The 19,631-nt window shown below is 68.5% G+C and carries 17 protein-coding genes; 5 read left to right on the forward strand and 12 right to left on the reverse strand.

The genetic code is table 11. The annotated features are described in order from the left end of the window. Positions 1 to 25: 25 nt before the first annotated feature. Both F816_RS0108400 and F816_RS0108405 read right to left on the reverse strand, forming a co-directional pair. Entirely contained in the window at positions 26 to 1,027 is a 1,002-nt protein-coding gene (locus F816_RS0108400) for a c-type cytochrome (protein WP_019594360.1), read from the reverse strand. Beyond that, positions 1,024 to 1,701, reverse strand: coding sequence for a c-type cytochrome (locus F816_RS0108405; protein ID WP_019594361.1), 678 nt, complete (start codon positions 1,699 to 1,701; stop codon positions 1,024 to 1,026). Before F816_RS0108405 ends, F816_RS0108400 begins: the two co-directional genes overlap by 4 nt. Positions 1,702 to 2,049: 348 nt before the next feature. Here F816_RS0108405 and F816_RS0108410 point away from each other — a divergent pair, with 348 nt between their 5' ends. Then, positions 2,050 to 2,595 (forward strand): glycine cleavage system protein R, encoded by a 546-nt coding sequence (locus F816_RS0108410; protein WP_019594362.1) that lies wholly within the window; start codon positions 2,050 to 2,052, stop codon positions 2,593 to 2,595. 58 nt (positions 2,596 to 2,653) lie between these two features. On the opposite strand, the gene F816_RS0108415 is transcribed toward F816_RS0108410, so the two are convergent. From F816_RS0108415 to F816_RS0108435, 5 genes are all read right to left on the reverse strand, one after another. After that, on the reverse strand, positions 2,654 to 4,138 hold the full coding sequence (locus F816_RS0108415; protein ID WP_019594363.1) for a RimK family protein: 1,485 nt from the start codon (positions 4,136 to 4,138) through the stop codon (positions 2,654 to 2,656). Further along, entirely contained in the window at positions 4,131 to 5,300 is a 1,170-nt protein-coding gene (locus F816_RS0108420) for a GNAT family N-acetyltransferase/peptidase C39 family protein (RefSeq protein WP_019594364.1), read from the reverse strand. The genes F816_RS0108415 and F816_RS0108420 overlap by 8 nt, the downstream gene beginning before the upstream one ends. A gap of 95 nt (positions 5,301 to 5,395) precedes the next feature. Next, positions 5,396 to 6,067, reverse strand: a complete 672-nt coding sequence (locus F816_RS0108425; protein WP_019594365.1) for a haloacid dehalogenase type II — start codon at positions 6,065 to 6,067, stop codon at positions 5,396 to 5,398. Between the two features lie 98 nt (positions 6,068 to 6,165). Continuing rightward, a complete protein-coding gene (locus F816_RS0108430; RefSeq protein ID WP_231363394.1) occupies positions 6,166 to 6,678 on the reverse strand; it encodes a YiiX/YebB-like N1pC/P60 family cysteine hydrolase in 513 nt (170 codons plus the stop codon). 86 nt (positions 6,679 to 6,764) lie between these two features. Further along, a complete protein-coding gene (locus F816_RS0108435) occupies positions 6,765 to 7,070 on the reverse strand; it encodes a hypothetical protein (protein WP_019594367.1) in 306 nt (101 codons plus the stop codon). A 169-nt stretch (positions 7,071 to 7,239) separates the two neighbouring features. On the opposite strand from F816_RS0108435, the gene F816_RS0108440 reads away from it, so the two are divergent. The 4 genes from F816_RS0108440 to F816_RS0108455 all read left to right on the forward strand — a co-directional run bounded on the left by F816_RS0108440 (position 7,240) and on the right by F816_RS0108455 (position 13,667). Continuing rightward, complete coding sequence (locus F816_RS0108440) at positions 7,240 to 7,563, forward strand: BolA family transcriptional regulator (RefSeq protein WP_018144506.1); 324 nt, start codon at positions 7,240 to 7,242, stop codon at positions 7,561 to 7,563. 70 nt (positions 7,564 to 7,633) lie between these two features. After that, positions 7,634 to 8,755, forward strand: a complete 1,122-nt coding sequence (locus tag F816_RS0108445; RefSeq protein ID WP_231363395.1) for an alkaline phosphatase family protein — start codon at positions 7,634 to 7,636, stop codon at positions 8,753 to 8,755. Positions 8,756 to 8,819: 64 nt separating this feature from the next. Then, on the forward strand, positions 8,820 to 9,122 hold the full coding sequence (locus tag F816_RS0108450; protein ID WP_019594369.1) for a hypothetical protein: 303 nt from the start codon (positions 8,820 to 8,822) through the stop codon (positions 9,120 to 9,122). A 24-nt stretch (positions 9,123 to 9,146) separates the two neighbouring features. Further along, positions 9,147 to 13,667 (forward strand): DNA glycosylase AlkZ-like family protein, encoded by a 4,521-nt coding sequence (locus F816_RS0108455; RefSeq protein ID WP_019594370.1) that lies wholly within the window; start codon positions 9,147 to 9,149, stop codon positions 13,665 to 13,667. A gap of 450 nt (positions 13,668 to 14,117) precedes the next feature. On the opposite strand, the gene hisC is transcribed toward F816_RS0108455, so the two are convergent. Genes hisC through murA form a run of 5 tightly spaced genes read right to left on the reverse strand, consistent with a single transcriptional unit; the run spans position 14,118 to position 19,552 of the window. Next, positions 14,118 to 15,212 (reverse strand): histidinol-phosphate transaminase, encoded by a 1,095-nt coding sequence (hisC, locus tag F816_RS0108460; RefSeq protein ID WP_019594371.1) that lies wholly within the window; start codon positions 15,210 to 15,212, stop codon positions 14,118 to 14,120. Beyond that, complete coding sequence (gene hisD / locus F816_RS0108465; RefSeq protein WP_018144511.1) at positions 15,209 to 16,510, reverse strand: histidinol dehydrogenase; 1,302 nt, start codon at positions 16,508 to 16,510, stop codon at positions 15,209 to 15,211. The genes hisC and hisD overlap by 4 nt, the downstream gene beginning before the upstream one ends. A gap of 14 nt (positions 16,511 to 16,524) precedes the next feature. Then, on the reverse strand, positions 16,525 to 17,592 hold the full coding sequence (locus F816_RS0108470; RefSeq protein WP_018168264.1) for a 3-deoxy-7-phosphoheptulonate synthase: 1,068 nt from the start codon (positions 17,590 to 17,592) through the stop codon (positions 16,525 to 16,527). A gap of 11 nt (positions 17,593 to 17,603) precedes the next feature. Continuing rightward, positions 17,604 to 18,254 carry an ATP phosphoribosyltransferase gene (gene hisG / locus F816_RS0108475; RefSeq protein WP_018144513.1) on the reverse strand — a complete coding sequence of 217 codons (651 nt, stop codon included), beginning with the start codon at positions 18,252 to 18,254 and terminating at the stop codon, positions 17,604 to 17,606. A gap of 38 nt (positions 18,255 to 18,292) precedes the next feature. Further along, positions 18,293 to 19,552, reverse strand: a complete 1,260-nt coding sequence (murA, locus tag F816_RS0108480; RefSeq protein WP_019594372.1) for a UDP-N-acetylglucosamine 1-carboxyvinyltransferase — start codon at positions 19,550 to 19,552, stop codon at positions 18,293 to 18,295. Between the last annotated feature and the right edge of the window lie 79 nt (positions 19,553 to 19,631).

Raw genomic sequence — 19,631 nt, forward strand, 5'->3', positions numbered from 1 at the left:
GTGAATCAGCCGGGAGGCGATCGCGTCAGTCGAAGGTACGCGAGCGGAGGATCTCCGGGCGCAGGAAGTCCTTCTCGCCGGTGTTGTCGTGATCACCCAGCAAGTGCCCGTCCACCTCGCGCACGGTCCCGTAGAGGGTGCGCCCGTGGAAATTGGCGTGCTTTTCGCGGGTCTCGTGGACATCACCGGTGTAGCGCGGATCCTGCGGGCGTTCGTGACTGTTCATGTAGAACGCCACATCCCAGGCCTCCTGGTCGCTGAGCGAATTCGGCTGGCCCAGCGGCATGTTGTGCTTGATGAAGGCCGCCGAGGTATTGATCCGCGACATCCCGGCACCCCAGTTGTAGGAACCATCCCCCCACAACGGCGGGAAGACCACCTGGCCGTCCTGCTTCAGCCCCTGACCGGCCTCTGCGTGGCAGATCGCACAGCTCTGTGCATAGACCTCCTTGCCGCGCTCGTAGTTAGGCTCCTGTTCCGGCTCGGGCACCGATCCATAGCCACGTCCGTAGATCTCCTGATCCGGGTAAACCGGCGCACCCTTGGCCAGCCACTGCATGTAGGTAGTGATGGCCAGCATCGTGTCGCTGCCGTACTCCGGCGGGTCGCCATTCATGGAGTAGGTGAAGCAGCCGACCACGCGTTCCTCGAGGCTGTTCACCTGCCAGTTCTTGCCGCGGTAGTCCGGCAGCGTGATCGCGGCCGGCCACAAAGCGGCACTGAACGGCTGGCGCCCGGCATCCATGTGGCAGCTGGCACAATTCATGTCGTTGAACACATGCTGGCCGCGCAGTTGCTGGGTATCGACGAACAGGTCATGACCGCGTCGGACCACGTCCTTGAGTTCGGGACTCATGGGGGCATCCTCGAGATCCTGAAGCGTCGGCGGGATATGAACGAGCTGGCCCTCCTCCGGCTCGGCATAACCGAGGGCGAACAGGGGCTTGTATTCGTCCCAGGCAGCGCTCGCTGCACCGGCCAGCAAGACGGCCGCGCCCGTCGTCAGCGTGAGCTTGCGAATCTTCATTCCGTATCCCCTTGTGCCGACGTGACACGTTGACGGGCCAGCCAGGCCGAGACTGCCCGGATGTCCTCATCGCTCATGCGCTTGGCGATCGCCGCCATCAGGCCCTGCGGATCGTTGTCGCGCGCGCCCTCCTGCCACTGTCGCAGTTGCCCGGTGATATAGCCGGCATGCTGACTCGCGATGCCCGGGAACACATCCCCAGCCCCGGCATTGCCCGGGCCGTGGCAGGTCTGGCAGCTGACGATGTACTGGTTCCAGTCCCCACGCCGCGCCAGCTCCTCGCCGCGCGCCAGGGTGGCGTCATCCACGTCGTCGCCCCCCTCGGCCTGGGTAACCGGAAGCTGGGCATAGTACGCAGCGACATCGGCTACAGCCTGATCATCCAGCATACTGGCGAACGCGGCCATGGTGCTGTTCTGGCGGCGGCCTTCCTGGTAATCCTTCAGTTGCCGCGCGATATAGCCTGCGGACAGACCGGCCAGGCGCGGCCAGGATTCGCCTCCCGGAACGTTCTTCCCGGAGCCATCGGCCTGATGGCAGGAAACGCAGGTCTGCGTCAGCCCCTCCCCGCGCTGCGGATCACCTTCGAGGCCGTCGACGGCCAGTGCCGGCGTCCCCGCGAGGCCGAGGCCGAGGAGGAGGGCCAACCCTCCGGCAAGCTGTTTCTTTTTCATATGTGCTGTCCTTGGTCATGAGCCGCTACGCGCCGAAATGAGGAGTCACCGAACGGTCGCCCCAATCATCGTGCGGACCCAGGAATAACAACTTAAGAATATTCTCAACTCAGCATAAAGGATACGTCCCGCGGTTAGAGACAACCGGGTTCTTGATGCAGATCAAACCTCTCCCACACACGGACCTACGCCAAGGCGTACATTGAACCGCACCTCCCCGGCTATTGGCTGAAGTGGCTCCGAATTGCGCAAGTGCCGGCAAGGGTCCCAAAGTGCCGCGGTACCTACGAACCGGAACCATGCCGTAGCATGGCCCGTCTGATCGCAACTGGAACAGGGAGATAAAGCATGAAGACTTCGGTGATTCTGACGGTGATCGGGCCGGACCGGCCGGGGCTGGTCAGCGCGGTGGCGGCCCGGGCGCGGGCGGCGGGCGGCAACTGGCTGGAGAGCCGCATGGCGCAGCTGGCCGGTCAGTTCGCCGGGGTCGTGCTACTGGAGGCCGAGGCGGATGCCGCGGACCAGCTGGAGGCGGCTCTGCGCGATTTGGAGGGAGACGGTCTACAGGTCCAGATCCAGCGCGGGAGAGAGCTTCCGGCGCCGCCCTGGCACTACGTGATGCTCGATCTGGTCGGACACGACCGACCGGGGATCGTGCAGGACATCACCGCCATCCTCTCGCGCCACGGGGTCAGCGTGGAAACCCTGGATACGGCCTGCAAACCGGGCTCAATGACCGGCGAGCCGATGTTCCACGCGCAGGCGCAGCTCGGCGTCCCCGAGGACCTGGATCTGGACACCCTGCAGGACGCCCTCGAGGCACTGGCCAACGAACTGATGGTCGATCTCGAACTCCACGACCCGCAACACGAGACACCCGAAACCGCCGCCTGACGTGGACCCGAACAAGCTCTATACCCCTTGCCCGTAAAAAGCGCGCCGAGAGGCGGCGTCAGGGTGCGGCGCGGTGGCGGCGGGCGGCATCCAGGCGGCGGACGAAATCCTGCATCAGGGTGGCGTAGAGGGCTTCGCCGAGGACCTTGTCCTCGATGCCGGCGTCGAGGTTGGGGTTGTCGTTCACCTCGATCACCATCACGCCACGCGGGGTCTGTTTGAGGTCGACGCCGTAAAGGCCATCGCCAATCAGGTTAGCGGCCTTGACGGCCGTCTTGACCACCGCGGCGGGCACATCCTCCAGGGCCTGGGTGCGAAAGCCGCCTTCGCGCGGGCCACCCTTGGCGTCGTGGTTGACGATCTGCCAGTGCTTGCGCGACATCAGGTATTGCGAGGCGTACAGCGGCCGGCGGTTGAGCACGCCGATGCGCCAGTCGAATTCGGTATAGACGAACTCCTGGGCGAGGATCAGATCGCTCTCCTTGAGTAGGCGCCGGGCGATGGACTCCAGCTCGCCGCGGTCGTTCGCCTTGAATACGCCGCGCGAGAAGCTGCCGTCCGGGATCTTCAGCACCACGGGATAGCCGATCGATTCCTCCGCGCGCAGGATGGTCTCGCGGTTGAGAATCACCGTCTTCGGCGTGGGTACGCGATGGGCGGCCAGGCGCTCGGCCAGGTAGACCTTGTTGGTACAGCGCAGGATAGAGTCGGCATCGTCGATCACCACCATGCCCTCGGCCTCGGCCTTGCGCGCGAAGCGGTAGGTGTAGTGGTCGATCGCGGTGGTCTCGCGGATGAACAGGGCATCGAACTCCGCCAGCCGCGGCAGGTCGCGCGCCTGGATCAGCTCGACATCCATCCCCTGCTCCTGTCCGGCGCGGGCGAAGCGCTTGAGCGTGGCCGGCGTGGACGGGGCCATGGCCTCGTCCGGGTTGTACAGAATGGCCAGCTCGTAGCGCGCGCTGCGGGCCCCGCGCCGGCGACGCCAGGGCTTCGAGAGGTAGCGCTCCAGGGCGACGAAGAAGGCCGGCTCCTGCTCGGGCTCGAGCGCGTTGAGCGCGAACGGGCGCAGGGCATGGATCTGCCACTGGCCCTGCAGCCGGAACTCCACCCGGAACATCGGCGCGGGGAACAGGGCGAACAGCTGCCCGGCGATCGCCTGCAGTGCCGGCTCGGCACACTGGCCGAACAGCACGGTCAGTTCCACGCGCTCCGGTTGCACGCCCTGGCGGCTGCGCCCGAGAACGCGCGCGACGCGCTCGTCCAGCTCCTCGGTATCCAGGCTGTAGATCGACTTGCGCGACAGGTCCTGCAGGGTGCGCACGCTGGGGATCACCCGATGCCCACGCGCCTCCGCCAGCAGCGAGCCGTAGTAGCCCGCCGACAGGTAGCGCTGGCTACGGCACAGGTTGATCACCCGCAGGTTGGCGGGGTCGTCGACGGCGGGGCCGCGCAGGTAGTCGTCGATGGTCATCACCGGCAGGTCGGGGAAGTGCGGCTTCCAGTCCGCGCGGCGCTCGACCAGGATACGGTGCTCAGGCATGCGCCACCCCTGGCGTCTTGCGCGGGCCGACGATCACCGCCGCCTGCAACCCCGCGCGCCCATAGCGCGCCATGCGCTCGAAGTCCGCGCGCGCGATCGGCATGTTTACCGAATCCAGCGCGCGCTCGCCCTGCTCGGCGTCCACGAACGGGTCGTGCGCGTAGACAAAACGCTCGTCGAACCCGGTGACCGTGACCCAGTGCGGGAAGCGCTCGGCGTACAGCCGTACGCTGCTGATCAACACCACCGGCACCCCGCCCTCGGCAGAGCGTGCCGCCAGCTGGGCCACGTTCACCGGACCATGCACCACGGGGACCCCGAGCTGCTCCAGCTCCTCGATCATCTCTTCCTGAACCAGCTGCATGACCTCCTTTTTCTCCACGCTGCGCACCGAATCGGCAAACGCCACGCCACGATCGCGCACCAGCAGTTCCACCTCGAACCCGCGATGGGCGGCCGCAAGCGCCAGCCCATAGGGACCGCAACCGCCGTGGCCGGAGGTCATGAATATGGTGGTGGCGTCACGCCACAGGCGCAGCTCCAGACGCCGGTCCAGCTTCAGCGCCGGGTCGATGGCGCGCATCGCCATCATCAGCGCGGCCGGGCCGCAGGTGAACTCCAGCGTCTGCGCGTAGTACGGTGCGCGCACTAGCGCCGGATCGGGACCGGGCGCCAGCGACTTCTGCAGCCGCAGCGCATCCATGTGGTCCTCGTAGTAATCATCGATGGTGCCGAAATCGCGGTAACCCAGCCCGCGGAACAACGCCTGACTAGGCGCGTTGTCGCGGCGCACCTCCAGACGCAGATCGGTCCGGCCGTGCTCCCGCGCCACATCCTCCGCCGCCTCCACCAGGCGCCGCCCCAGGCCCCGGCCACGCGCACGCTCGCTGACCGCGATCGAGTACAGCCGCGCCAGCGACGTACCCCGGCTGAACAGCAGCATCACGTAGCCGAGCGGTCCCTCACCGCCGGGCCCCTCTGCCACCAGCGTGGCCGCGTGCCCGCGCGTGAGGAGATAGCGAAACTGCCGCCGCGAAATGCGATCGACCTCGAACGCCGCCTGTTCCAGCGCCACCAGCGCCTCCAGATCCTCGAGCGTGGCGGGACGGATCGGGGGCAATTCGACTGCGGGCGCGACCCGTTGCTTGACCTGCTGGCTCACGCTCCTCTCCCGGCGGCTGCCCGATCTCCATCGTAGCGCAACCACCGCGTGCGAATAGCGCGTTGCAACGGGAATGCTTGCCGAGGTCGCGGCCGCTACAAACCCAGCGCGCCGGTCAGCTCGTCCAGGTCCCGGATGGTAGCTGTGGGTTCCCCGCCCCAGGGATCGAACAGCCCCTGCCCCGCCCGGTCGAGCCAGGCCGTGCGCATACCCGCGGCCTGCGCGCCGATCACGTCAAACGGGTTGCCCGAGATCAGCCAGGCATCCATCGGCAATACATTCGCCCGCTGGAGGAAATGCCGGTACACCCGTGGATCGGGCTTGAAACAGCCGATCTCGTCCACGCTGACGACATCCTCGAAGCGATCGTCCAGACCGGCGTGGCGCAGCAGCTCATCCACCGTCTCGGCCCTGCCGTTGCTGAATGCGAACAGGCGGTGGCCGTCCGCGCGCAGGCGATCCAGGGCCGGAGCCGCATCGGTAAAGGCGGGGAGCTGGCGATAGCGCTGCAACAACTCCACCTCCTGCTCAGGGTCGAGCTCGATATCCAACGCCTGACAGCAATAGCGCAGCGCCTGCTCGGTACAGGTATCGAAGTCCGCATACGCCCCCATCAGACCACGCCGGAAGGTGTATTCGAGCTGCTTCTCGCGCCAGGCACGCGCTAAAACAGGGGCCTGTTCGCCAAACCAGCCCTCCAGCGTCGCAGCAACGCCCTGGGGATCGATCAACGTCCCATAGATATCGAACGCCAGCGTCTGCCCCATACGCCCTCCGTAATCTCTATCGGCTGTGCACGGCGGCGCTGCAGTCCGCCCGGACAACCTCCGACAAGTCACTCACTCTTCCAGAAACTGCGCGCGTTTCACCGGACTGCAGGGACCGGAGTACCCCGGCCGGGCACCGGTCCAGCATCCCCCAACTGCAGCAGCCGATCCACCGGGATATACGAACGACCGGCCATCCGTGGCAGGTCCGCCTGGTCCAGGGCCGTGTCCACGTGTTCAAGGGCTCGCCATACGAGCTCCGAACAATAGAGCGCAGAGTCGTCTTCCAGACGGAACTGGGTGTCAAAGGGTGTCCCACGCGCCAGCTGCCCGGCCAGCCAGTCTCCGACGCGCCGGCGTTGTGCGGCGTCCAGGCCCGTGCGCACCAGCTGCATGGCTTGTGGGCCCGCGCTGAAGGTCTCCAGCGAGTCGGCACGAATCTCGCCCCCGGCCGGCGAGCCGTCCATGTGAACGACCCTCACAGTTTCACCTTCAAGGAGGATCACCCCCGCATGGCTCCAGCGCGGATCCGACTCCGAGAATCGCCGCGCCAGAAAGGCCCAGGCGCCATTGCCGGCGCGCAGGACGATATCGCCCGTAGCGGGCGTCATGTCCGCCCCGCGGCGGACTTCCGCCTGTACAGCCACCGGCACCGCCAGCCATAACCCCAGCAAGACCGCCCGGAGGGACTGCAGGATTACATACCGGTGTTGCACTGCTTGCCGGCAATCATCAGCTCTTCCATGACCTCGGCATCGACCGCCTGTTCGACCTCCCTCATGGTCGCACCGCCATCCTGCATCAGCTCAACCAACTGGGCGTATTGATTCCGGTCGAGGTTGTTGTCGAGACGCTCGGCCGCACACGTGCAGCCCTCCGTATCTCCCGAGTTCTCGATACAGGCCGTTTCAAAGTCCGCCCGCGGCGAAGAACAACCAGCCAGTGTGATCACCAGCATCCCCAGGAGGCTCGTACCGGCCATCCGCATCACTGAAAACGTCATCATGCTTCCCTGTCACGAAAATGAGCGCGGGAGTATACCCCTCCCGAAAGGGGTGTTTGTCCGAAGGCCGGCAACGCCCGTCGCGCGGACGGCGGATCTGGACATGGCGGCGCATCAAGGCAGACTAGTGGCTCGTACGTAACACACCATCATTCGCGGGAGCCGGGACATGAGCATGCAGGAACAGATCACCGCCAAGCTGGAGGAACGCTTTGCGCCCGAGCATCTGGAGGTGGTGAACGAGAGCCACATGCACAACGTACCGCCGGGTTCGGAGTCGCACTTCAAGGTAACCGTGGTATCCGAGGCCTTTCGCGACCAGAAGCTGATCGCGCGGCACCGGCTGGTGAACCAGGCCCTGGCCGACGAGCTGGCCGGGGGCATCCACGCCCTGGCGCTGCATACGCTGGACCCGGACCAGTGGTTCGAACGCGCCGGCAAGGTGGCCGATTCCCCGCCCTGCATGGGTGGCGACGGCGGCGCGAAGGCCTGACGTCTTGTCGGCAACCGCCCACTCCGCCGTGGACACCATCCTGCGCGCGCGGCTGGAATCGCCCGGGCTGATGGACCTGCTCGGCCAAATCGAGGCGAGCCTGAACCCGGCGGCCTCGCACCCGCCGCTAGCGGGTGTCTCCGAGCACCTGGGCCCGGACCGCCATATCGTACTCTGGCTCATCGACGGCTTTGCCGCCCGTTACCGCCGCCACACGCCGTTGTTGGGCGCGGACCACGTGACCGACCTGGAGACTGTGTTTCCCAGCACTACGGCCACCGCGATCACCAGCATCCTGACCGGCCGTCACCCCGCACGGCATGGCCTGCTCGGCTGGCATACCCGCCTGGCGGCCGCCGAACGCACCCTTACGGTACTGATGGGCCAGGAGCGCGGCGCCGACGACCACCCGGCCACGCTCGGCTACCGCGAGCTGACCGGCCGCGTGCAGCCCGACCGCCTGGGCGACCGGCTTGACTGCGGCATGACCTTCATCGGCCCGGAATGGATCGGCGGCACACCCTACAACCGCATGATGAGCCGCGGAGCCGACTTCATTGGCTTCGAGGACCTCTCCGAGCTGCCGACGCGGGTGGCCGCGCATGTGAACGCGACGCCGGGACCCCACTTCACCTACGTCTACTGGTCGGAGCTGGACCATCTGGGCCACGAATACGGCCCGGACAGCCCGGAGGTGGAGCGCCACCTGAAACAGCTGGACCTGGCCTACACCGCCACCTGCGCGCAGATCCAGCGCCCGGAGAGCGTGTTTCTGACCACCGCCGACCACGGCATGCGCACGATGGAACGCCGCCTGGACCTGCGCGAGCACCCGGCGGTGCAGGCCTGCCTGCGCCACCGCCTGACCGGCGAGCCACGCGCCGCCCTCGCCCACATCCGAACCGGACAGCACGCTAACTTCCTGCAGGCACTGGAGCGGGCGTTCGGTGACGATGTCCTGGCCATCCCGCAGGCCGAGTGGCTGGGCCACGGGACCCTCGGCCCCGAGCCGCTACACCCGGAACTGCGCGCGCGGGCCGGCGACTACCTGCTGCTGCCGGTCGAGGACGCCTACCTGGTGGACCCGCCGGCCGACGACGAGGGGCCGTTCTTCGTTGGCGCACACGGCGGCCTGTCCCCGGAGGAGCGGCATATTCCCCTGTTTCTTCGGAATATCGGCCAGTCGCGGTAAACTGCCGGGTTCTGTGTCAGTCAAACTGACTGGCGCTGGCTAAACAAGACTGGCCCGAGACCCCATGAACGACACCACCGACCAGACCTACAACAACGCCGCCCAGCACCTGATCGAGCTGGCCAACCGCCTGGCGGATGACGGCCAGGCCGACGAGACCGGCGACGTTGCCGACGGCCTGCTGGCCGGTGCGATCCACTTCTGGCTGTACAGCCGCCAGCCCTGCGGCGACCCGTTGTGCGAGGACTGCGCCCCGTTCGCGGATGCCGAAAGCCGGCTGGCCATGCTGCACGAGCTGATCGACGAGCTGGCGCGCGACAGCGACTACTTCCACGCCACCACCGACAGCACCGTCGGCCACGCCTGAGCCGCCAGCTCGGGGCCCCAGCCGATGTCGGTCACGCCCTTTCGCCCCGCGACCGACACCTGGTTTCGCGAGGCCTTCGAGCAGGCCACTCCCATCCAGTCCCGCGGCTGGCCCGCGATCCGCGCCAGCCACCACTGCCTGCTGATCGCCCCGACCGGTAGCGGCAAGACCCTTGCCGCGTTCCTGAGTGCAATCGACCGCCTGACCGGCGAGCCGGCCCCGGAACCCCGCACCGGCTACTCGGTGCTCTACATCTCGCCACTGAAGGCACTGGCCACCGACATCGAGCGCAACCTGCGCGCGCCGCTGACCGGCATCACCCGGACCGCCGCGCGCCTGGGCGACGAGTCGGCCCACGAACCCGTGGTGCACATCCGCACCGGCGACACCCCACAGGCCGAGCGCCGTGCCCAGGCGCGCGAACCCGGCGACATCCTGGTGACCACGCCGGAGTCGCTCTACCTGCTGCTGGGCTCGAAGGCCGCGGAGAACCTCGAATCCATCCACACGGTGATCATCGACGAGGTGCACGCCCTGGCCGGCAACAAGCGCGGCGCGCACCTGGCCCTGTCGCTAGAACGCCTGGCCGAGCGCTGCGGCCGGGACCCGCAGCGCATCGGGCTTTCCGCAACCGTGCACCCGGTGGAGGTCGCGCGCGGCTTCCTCGGCGGCGACCGCGAGGTGGAGGTGATCGACGCCGCCGAGGCCCCACGCCTGGATCTCGAGATCCTCGCCCCGGAGGAGCCGCCAGCGGCACACGCACCCCCCACCATCGAACCCTCCGAAGGCGCGAACACCATCCCGTCCGGCTCCATCCTCGGTGCGGTCTACGGCCAGGGCACCGGACCACCCCCGAGTGGGGGCGGCGACCGCGCCGCGCGCCTGGAGCCGCGCCTGCTGGCCGCGATCCTGGAACACCGCTCGACCATCGTGTTCGTGAACAGTCGCGGGCTGTGCGAGCGCCTGGTCCAGCGCATCAACGACGCCTGGCGCGAACAGCAGCCCGAAGCCGCCGACAAACGGGAGGACCTGGTCGCCGCTCACCACGGCAGCGTCTCCCACGAGCGCCGCGCGGAGATCGAGGGCCGCCTGAAGACCGGGCGCCTGCGCGGCATTGTCGCCACCAGCTCGCTGGAACTGGGCATCGATATGGGTGCCGTGGACCTGGTGATCATGGTGGAATCCCCCGGCTCGGTTGCCCGCGGCCTGCAACGCGCCGGACGCGCCGGGCACGGGGTCGGCCAGGTCTCGCGCTCGCTGCTGCTGCCACGCTTTCGCGGCGACCTGCTGGAATGCGCGGTGATTGGCGAGCGCATGCAGGTCGGCGCGCTGGAACCCATCCATGCCCCGCACAACCCGCTGGACGTGCTCGCCCAGCAGCTCGTCGCGATGGTCTGCGAACGCCCGCGCGCGGTGGACGAGTTGCATGCGCTGATACGCCGCGCCGCACCCTGGCGCGAACTGTCGCGCCCGCTGCTGGAGGCGACCCTGGACATGCTCTCCGGCCACTATCCCAGCACCGACTTCGCCGACCTGCGCCCGTGGGTCGCCTGGGACCGCGCGCGTGACGAGCTGACCCCGCGCCGGGGCGCGGCGCTGGCCGCGCGCCTGAACGCCGGCACCATCCCCGACCGCGGCCTGTACGGCGTGCATGTCGGCGAGGGCGGCCCGCGCATCGGCGAGCTGGACGAGGAGATGGTGTTCGAGCTGAAGACCGGCGAGAACGTGACCCTGGGCGCCAGCACCTGGCACGTGGAGGCGATCACCCGCGACCGCGTGCTGGTCTCCCCCGCCCCCGGCGAGGTCGGAAAGCTGCCGTTCTGGCATGGCGACGGCCCCGGCCGCCCGATCCAGTTGGGCCAGGCGATCGGTGCGGCCACCGAACGCCTGGCGCGCATGGACCGCGCCGAGCGCGCCGCCTGGCTGAAGGCGCACGCCCCGCTGTCCGAGGCGGCCGTCGAGACGCTGTGCGACTACATCGACGAACAGCGCGAGGCCACCGGGCAGCTCCCGTCGGACAAGCGCATCGTGGTCGAGCGCTTCCGCGACGAGGTCGGCGACTGGCGCGTGTGCATCCTGACCCCGTTCGGCGCCCGCGTGCACGCCCCTTGGGCGCTGGCCCTGCAGGGGGCGCTGACCAGCACCTCCGGCTTCGAGGTGCAGGTGATGTACACCGACGACGGCATCGTGCTGCGCCTGGCGGATAGCGAGGACCTGCCCGAACTGGACAGTCTGTTTCCGGACCCGGAGGAGCTGGAAGAGGCGGTCACCCGCGAGCTGGGTCACTCCACGCTGTTCGCCAGCGCCTTCCGCGAGAACGCGGCGCGGGCGCTCTTGCTGGTGCGCAACCGCCCGGGCCAGCGCACGCCGCTGTGGGCCCAGCGCCTGAAGTCGCAGCAGCTGCTCGCGTCGGTGCGCGAATACGCGAACTTCCCGGTGGTGCTGGAGACCTACCGCCAGGTGCTGGCCGACGTGTTCGATCTGGACGCCCTGCGCGAGATCCTGCGCGGCGTGCAGGAGCGCCACATCCGCGTGCACGAGGTGGAAACGCCGCGTGCCTCGCCGTTCGCGCGCAGCCTGGTATTCGCCTACGTCGCCGCCTACATCTACGAGCAGGACGCGCCGATGGCCGAACGCAAAGCGCAGGCGCTCACGCTCGATCGCGGGATGCTGGCCGAGCTGCTGGGCCAGGCCGAGCTGCGCGAGCTGATTGACCCCGATGCCCTGGCCGAGCTGGAGGCCGAACTGGCGCACACCACGAAGGCCACACAGGTCCGCGACGCCGACGAGCTGCATGACCTGCTGCGCCGGCGCGGCGACCTGACGCGGCAGGAGATCGAAGCCGCAGCGGCCGAAAACCCCGCACCCTGGCTACAGGCCCTGGCCGACGGGCTGCGTGCGGTCGAGGTCCGGATCGCCGGCGAGCCGCGCTGGATCGCCGCCGAGGACGCCGCCCTCTTTCGCGACGCGCTCGGGGTCGTGCCACCACCCGGCCTGCCCGCCGGTTTCCTCGAACCGCCGCAACGCCCGCTGGAACAGCTGCTGCGCCGCTACGCCCGCACGCATGGGCCATTCCGCGTCGAGGACCTGGGCGTTCGCTACGGCCTCGCGCCCGGCGCGCTGCTTCCGGCGCTGGAGGCGCTGGAGAGTGCCAGCGTGCTGCTGCGCGGCGAGATCCGCCCGCAGGGCCAGGGCGAGGACTGGTGCGAGCTGGACATCCTGCGCCGGCTGAAGCGCCGCACCCTGGCCCGCCTGCGCGACGAGGCGGCGGCGGCGGACGCCCGCGCGCTGGGCCGCTTCCTGCCCGCCTGGCAGGGCCTGAACGAGCCCGGGTCGGGCATCGGCGCCCTGCGCGAGGTGCTCACGCAGCTCGAAGGCGTCGCCCTGCCCTGGTCGGCCTGGACCGCCCATGTGCTGCCGATGCGGGTGCGTGACTTCTCGCTGGACGCGCTGGACCGCATCACCGCCTCCGGCGAGTTCGTCTGGATCGGCAGCGGCGCGCTGGGCCCGCGCGACGGGCGTGTCCGCTTCCTGCGCCGCGAACAGGCGATGGTGCTGCTGGAACCCGACACGCCCGAGGCGGAGACACCGGCCCGCGACGACCCGCTGGCCGAAGCCATCCTGGAAACCCTGGACCGGCGCGGCGCCTGCTTCTACATGGAGCTGGAACGCGCGGCCCGCGAGGCGCAGCCGGACGCCCGCCAGGACATGATCGAGGCCGCGATCTGGGATCGGGTCTGGGCCGGGCAGATCACCAATGACACTTTTGCCCCGCTGCGCAGCCTCGGCCAGCGTAAGCCCAGCTCGCGCGGCCGGCGGCGCCCGGGCCAGGGCCTGGCCGGCGGGCGCTGGTCACGGGTGGCCGACCTGATCGATCCCGGCGTGTCGCTGACGGAACGCGCCCGCGATCAGGCCGAGAACCTGCTGGCGCGCTACGGCGTAGTCAGCCGCGAGATGGCGCGCGCCGAGGGGCTGCCAGGCGGCTTCGGCCGCGTCTATCCCGTCTACCGTGCGATGGAGGATGCCGGCAAGCTGCGCCGCGGCCACTTCGTCGAGGGCCTGACCGGCGCCCAGTTCGCGCGTGCCGGCGCGGTGGACCGCCTGCGCGCGCTGGAACGCACGACCGACGCCACCCCCGAGCCGCAGTGGCTGGCCAGCGTCGACCCGGCCAATCCCTGGGGCCAGCTCCTGCCCTGGCCACAGCCGCCGGAGTCCGCGGAGGGCCGCCTGCGCCGCGTGGCCGGGGCCCTGGTCGCGCTGGCTGGCGGCCAGCCGCTGCTGTATCTCGCCGCCTCCGGCCGCCAGCTGTTCATCTGGGAGGCGATCCCCGGCATCGACACCGCGGAGGAACACGCCGCGCTGGTCACCGAGGCTACCCGTCAGCTCGCCGGCAGCCGCTGGCTGCCCAAACGCCGCGGCATCACCATCGAGACCATCAACGGCGAACCCGCCCGCCAGTCCCCGTTTGCCGCCGCGCTGCGTACCGGGGGTGCCATGGGCGAGGTCCGCGGCCTGCGCCTGGAACCGCCCGCCGGCCGGCGCTGAGACCCACACCGGGAAAGAGCCAGGAAAGGCCCTTCACCACAGAGGGCACGGGAGGCCACGGAAAGATGCGCAGGGCTGTCAGGGGGTACCGCCGCTCTTGCGCACCGGCCCGGCAGCGCCCCCTTGTCATCCCGGAAACCGCGCAGCGGTTATCCGGGATCTCCGCGGTGTGACCCGGCCGAACGTGGGGGGCAGGACTTGCGTCGGAAATCCCGGCTCTTCGCTGCCCTGCGCTGCGGCCGGGATGACCTCCGGTTTTCCGAGTTCGGGACAGGGCGAACGAAAACCGGGCCTGGTGCCCCGCCTTCATCCGATCTCGCCGCGTCTTCCGCGATGGCAAGACCCCCTTTGCGATCCGCTTAGCCCGTTCCGGAAACCACTTCACGAATTTCTCCGTGTCCTCTGTGCACTCTGTGGTGCAACCAAAAGACGCGGCGCTGGAGAAAAGCGTCAGGCGGCGAGGGCTTGCCCCAGCGCGGCGAGGAAGGCGTCGTTTTCGTCGGGGCGACCGACGGTCACGCGCAGACAGTCCGCGAGAAGCGGATGCGCCCGGCCGACGTCCTTGATCAGGATCCCGGCGTCGCGCAGGGCGGCGAAGGTCGCATGCCCCGCCCCGGCGCGCACCCGGAACAGGATGAAATTCGCCTGGCTGGGAAAGACCTGCTCGACCCCCGTCGTCCCGGTCAGACGCTCGCTCAGGCGGTCGCGTTCCTCGATGATCCCGCGCGCCTGCGTGTCCAGCGCCTCACGGTGCTCCAGGGCGAAGGCCACCGAGCGCTGGGTCAGGGTATTGATGTTGTACGGCAGACGCAGGCGATCCAGCGCATCGATCCAGGCCGGCGTGCCTGCCAGATAGCCAAGCCGTGCACCGGCCAGCCCCAGCTTGGAGACCGTGCGCATCACCATCAGGCCGTCATCCTCGCCGACGCATTTGAGGAAGCTGTGCGCGGCGAACGGGGCGTAGGCCTCGTCGACCACCGTGACCCCAGGGTTCTCGTCGACGATGGCCTGTACGGTCGCGGCGTCGTCCAGCGTCCCGGTCGGATTGTTCGGGTAGGCGAGGAACAAGAGCGCCGGGTTGTGCTCGGCCATCGCCGCGCGCATCGCGTCGAGGTCCAGGGTGAAGTCCGCGTTCAGGGAGACACCGATGAACGGCACCCCCAGCGCTCGGGCCAGCACGCCATACATCACGAAGGTCGGCTCCGGCGCCAGCACCGGACGCCCGGAACCCGCCACCGCCGTGATCAGGATCTGGATGAGTTCGTCCGACCCATTGCCGAACATCAATCCGGCGGCCTCGGGCACACCGTGGGCGGCGCGCACCTGTGCGGCCAGACCCAGTGCCTGGGCGTCGGGATAGCGGTTCAGCTGCGGATCGCGCAGGGCCGCCAGCCAGGCGTCTTCCAGGTCCCCCGGCCAGGGATGCGGGTTCTCCATCGCGTCCAGCTTGATCAGGCCGGTCGCGTCGGCCACCTGGTAGGCCGGCTGCACCAGCACCTCCGGGCGCATCAGGGCGTCCGGGGTCCGGGTCGCGCGGGCGGTCATCGACTACGCAGTTCGGCGGAGCGCGCGTGGGCGGTCAGGCCCTCGCCATGGGCCAGCGCCGCGGCGGTCTCGCCCAGCTTGGCCGCACCCTCGGCCGAGCAGTGGATGATGCTCGAACGCTTCTGAAAGTCGTACACGCCCAGCGGCGAGGAGAAGCGCGCGGTACGCGAGGTCGGCAGCACATGGTTGGGGCCGGCGCAGTAGTCGCCCAGGGCCTCGGAGGTATAGCGGCCCATGAAGATCGCGCCGGCGTGGCGCAGCCCGGCATCCAGCATCGCCTGCGGGTCGGCCACCGACAGCTCCAGGTGCTCCGGGGCGATGCGGTTGGCGACCGCGACGGCCTCGGCCGAGTCGCGCACCTTCACCAGCGCGCCGCGCTTGTCGAGGCTGGTGCGAATGATCTCGGCGCGCGGCATCTCCTCCAGCAGGCGGTCCATGGCCTCGGCCACGCGATCCAGGAACGCGTCGTCCCAGGACAGCAGGATGGACTGGGCCTGCTCGTCGTGCTCGGCCTGGGAGAACAGGTCGGCCGCGATCCAGTCGGGGTCGGTCTCGCCGTCGCAGACCACCAGGATCTCGGACGGACCGGCGATCATGTCGATGCCGACGGTGCCGAACACCTCGCGCTTGGCCGCAGCCACGAAGATATTGCCGGGACCAACGATCTTGTCCACCGCCGGGATGGTCTGGGTGCCATAGGCCAGCGCGGCCACGGCCTGGGCGCCCCCCACGGTAAACACGCGATCCACGCCGGCCACGGCGGCCGCGGCCAGCACCAGATCGTTCAGCTCACCGCCCGGGGCGGGCACGACCATGACCAGCAACTCGACGCCGGCGACCTTGGCCGGGATGGCGTTCATCAGCACGGAGGACGGATAGGCCGCCTTGCCCCCGGGAACGTACAGGCCCACCGAGTCCAGCGCGGTCACGCGCTGGCCGAGAACGGTGCCGTCCTCGTCAGTGAAGTCCCAGTCCCGCATGAGCTGGTGCTCGGCGTAGCGGCGGATGCGTGCGCTGGCCATCTCCAGGGCCTTGCGCTGCTCCGCCGGGATCGACTCCAGGGCGGCCTGCAAGCGGTCGTGGGGGATCTCAAGATCGGAGACTGCGGCGCGGTCGAGCCGGTCGAACTTGGCGGTGTAACGAAGCACCGCGGCATCGCCCTCGGTGCGCACCGCGCCGAGGATCTCGTCCACCGCGTCCCGCACGCCGGTGTCGGCAACAGATTCCCAGGACAGCAGGTTCTCCAGGGCCTGATCGAAATCGGGCTGCTGGGTATCGAGTCGGGCAATGGATGGCATGTCGGGCTCCTCGTTCAGGCGGGTACGGCAGCCTTGCGGCGCGCGCGCACGGCATCGGCCAGCAGGCGCAGGGTGGCCTCGCTGTCGTCCCAGCCCATGCAGGCATCGGTGATGCTCTGGCCATATTGCAGCGGCTTGCCGGGCAGGATGTCCTGGCGACCACCGGTCAGGTGGCTCTCCAGCATCACGCCCATAATGCGCCGATCGCCGCCGGCAATCTGTTCGCCCAGCACACGCGCGACCTCGATCTGCTGCTTCGGGTCCTTGCGGCTGTTGGCGTGACTGCAGTCCACCATCACCGACTCCGGCAGCTCGGCCATGCGCAGTTCCTTGCAGGCCTCTTCGATGCTCGCGGCGTCGTAGTTCGGCTGCTTCCCGCCGCGCAGGATGATGTGGCAGTCGTCGTTGCCGGTGGTGGAGAAGATTGCCGAGCGGCCCGACTTGGTCACCGACAGGAAGTGATGCGGGCGCGAGGCAGAACGGATCGCGTCGATCGCCACGCGCAGGCTGCCATCAGTGGAATTCTTGAAGCCCACCGGGCAGGACAGACCGGAGGCCAGCTCGCGGTGCACCTGGCTTTCGGTGGTGCGCGCACCAATCGCGCCCCAGGCGACCAGGTCCGCGATGTACTGCGGGCTGATCAGGTCGAGGTATTCGGTGGCCGCCGGCATGCCCTTCACCGCCAGATCGCGCAGCAGTCCGCGCGCCACACGCAGGCCCTTGTTGATATGGAAGCTGCCATCCAGATCGGGGTCATTGATCAGACCCTTCCAGCCAACCGTGGTACGCGGCTTCTCGAAGTACACCCGCATCACAATATGCAGCGCGTCGGAGAGTTCTTCGCGCAGGGTCTTCAGGTGATCGGCATAGTCCAGCGCGGCGTCCACGTCGTGGATCGAGCAGGGGCCGACGATCACCTGCAGGCGGTCATCCTCGCCGCGCAGGATGCGATGGCAGGCCTGGCGGGCCTCGAACACGGTGTTGGCCGCCGCATCGGTGATCGGCAGTTCATCGCGTACGGTGTCCGGGGCGGACACCTCCTGGATTTCGCGGATTCGCAGGTCGTCGGTATCGGCGGTCATGGTGTTCTCGATTACGTCGTCGCGGGGGTGACGGCCTCCCGCAGGCCCTCGATGAGATTTTGAATGGTTCTATGTCGCATCTTCATGGCTGCCTGGTTCACGATCAACCGGGAACTAATGGGGGTAATCAGTTCCAGCGGTTCCAGGCCGTTGGCCTTGAGGGTGTTGCCGGTATCCACCAAGTCGACGATGTAGTCGGCCAGACCCACCAGCGGTGCCAGTTCCATCGAGCCGTAGAGCTTGATGATATCGACCTGGCGGCCCTGCTGGGCAAAGTAGTTCTGCGTGATGTTCACAAACTTGGTGGCGATGCGCAGGCGTTGCTGCGGGTCCGGTTGCTGGCCCGGGCGCCCCGCCAGCATCAGACGACACTCGGCGATATGCAGATCCAGCGGTTCGTACAGCCCGGCCGCGCCGTGCTCCATCAGCACGTCCTTTCCGGCCACGCCGATGGACGCCGCGCCGTGCTGCACGTAGGTGGGCACGTCGGTCGCGCGCACCACCACGATCTTCACATCCTCGCGGTTGGTGTCGAGGATCAGCTTGCGCGTCTCGTCCGGATCCTCCAGCAGCTCGATCCCGGCGCTGGAAAGCAGCGGCAGGGTATCCTTGAGGATGCGGCCCTTGGACAGGGCGATGGTCAGGGCGTTGGGGTCCATCATGGGTCAGGCGTTCGTCCGGTTCCGTGTGAGTCGCAGCTTCAGACCGGCTCGCGACGAATCGTCGCGCCGATCTGGCTCAGTTTTTCCTCGATGCATTCGTAGCCGCGATCGATGTGGTAGATGCGGTCCACCTCGGTCTCGCCCTCGGCCACCAGGCCGGCGATGATCAGGCTGGCCGAGGCACGCAGGTCAGTCGCCATCACCGGCGCACCGACCAGTTTTTCCACGCCCTCGACGATCGCGGTATTGCCCTCGATGGTAATGTGCGCGCCCATGCGCTGCAGCTCCAGCGCATGCATGAAGCGATTCTCGAACACCGTCTCGACGACCGATCCGGTGCCCTCGGCCACGGTGTTCAGCACCATCATCTGCGCCTGCATGTCGGTCGGGAAGGCCGGGAACGGCGCGGTGCGCAGGTTCACCGCCTTCGGACGGCGGCCCTCCATATCCAGCTCGATCCAGTCCGGCCCGGTCTCAATGCGCGCGCCGGCCTCGACCAGCTTGGCCAACACCGCGTCCAGCAGCTCCGGGCGGGTATTGCGGCAACGCACGCGCCCACGGGTAACCGCGGCGGCGACCAGGAAGGTGCCGGTCTCGATACGGTCCGGCATCACGTCGTATTCGCAGCCGTGCAGGCGCTCCACGCCCTGCACCCGAATGGTGTCGGTGCCGGCACCCTGGATCTTCGCGCCCATCGCGGTCAGGCAGTCCGCCAGATCGATGACCTCTGGCTCGCGCGCGGCATTCTCGATCAGGGTCTCGCCCTCGGCCAGGGTGGCCGCCATCAACAGGTTCTCGGTACCGGTTACCGTCACCTGGTCGAAGACCACGCGCGCGCCCTTCAGGCGATCCGCGCGAGCGTGGATGTAGCCGCCTTCGACCTCGATCTCGGCCCCCAGGGCCTCAAGACCCCGCAGGTGCAGGTTCACCGGGCGCGAACCGATGGCGCAGCCACCCGGCAGGGAGACCTCGGCCTCGCCGAAGCGGGCCAGCAGCGGCCCCAGCACCAGGATGGAGGCGCGCATGGTCTTTACCAGGTCGTACGGGGCGACGCACTGGGTCAGCGTGGTCGGGTCGGCCTCGATGCGCATGCGCTCGTTAACCGTAAGGCTGACGCCCATGCGGCCGAGCAGCTCCATGGTGGTGGTCACGTCCTGCAGATGCGGGACGTTGCCAATGGTCATCGGCCCGTCCGCCAGCAAGGTGGCGGACAGGATCGGCAACACGGCGTTCTTGGCCCCGGAGATCCAGACCTGACCCTCGAGTCGGCGACCTCCGGTAATGATCAGTTTGTCCATGGGATGCCCGGATTGACCGCCGAACCGACCGTGGTTCGGCGAAACGCGCCATGATAACGAATCCGCGCCAGGCTCGCCC

This window comes from Thioalkalivibrio sp. ALM2T (genome assembly GCF_000381505.1).
GTDB classification, from domain to species: domain Bacteria; phylum Pseudomonadota; class Gammaproteobacteria; order Ectothiorhodospirales; family Ectothiorhodospiraceae; genus Thioalkalivibrio; species Thioalkalivibrio versutus.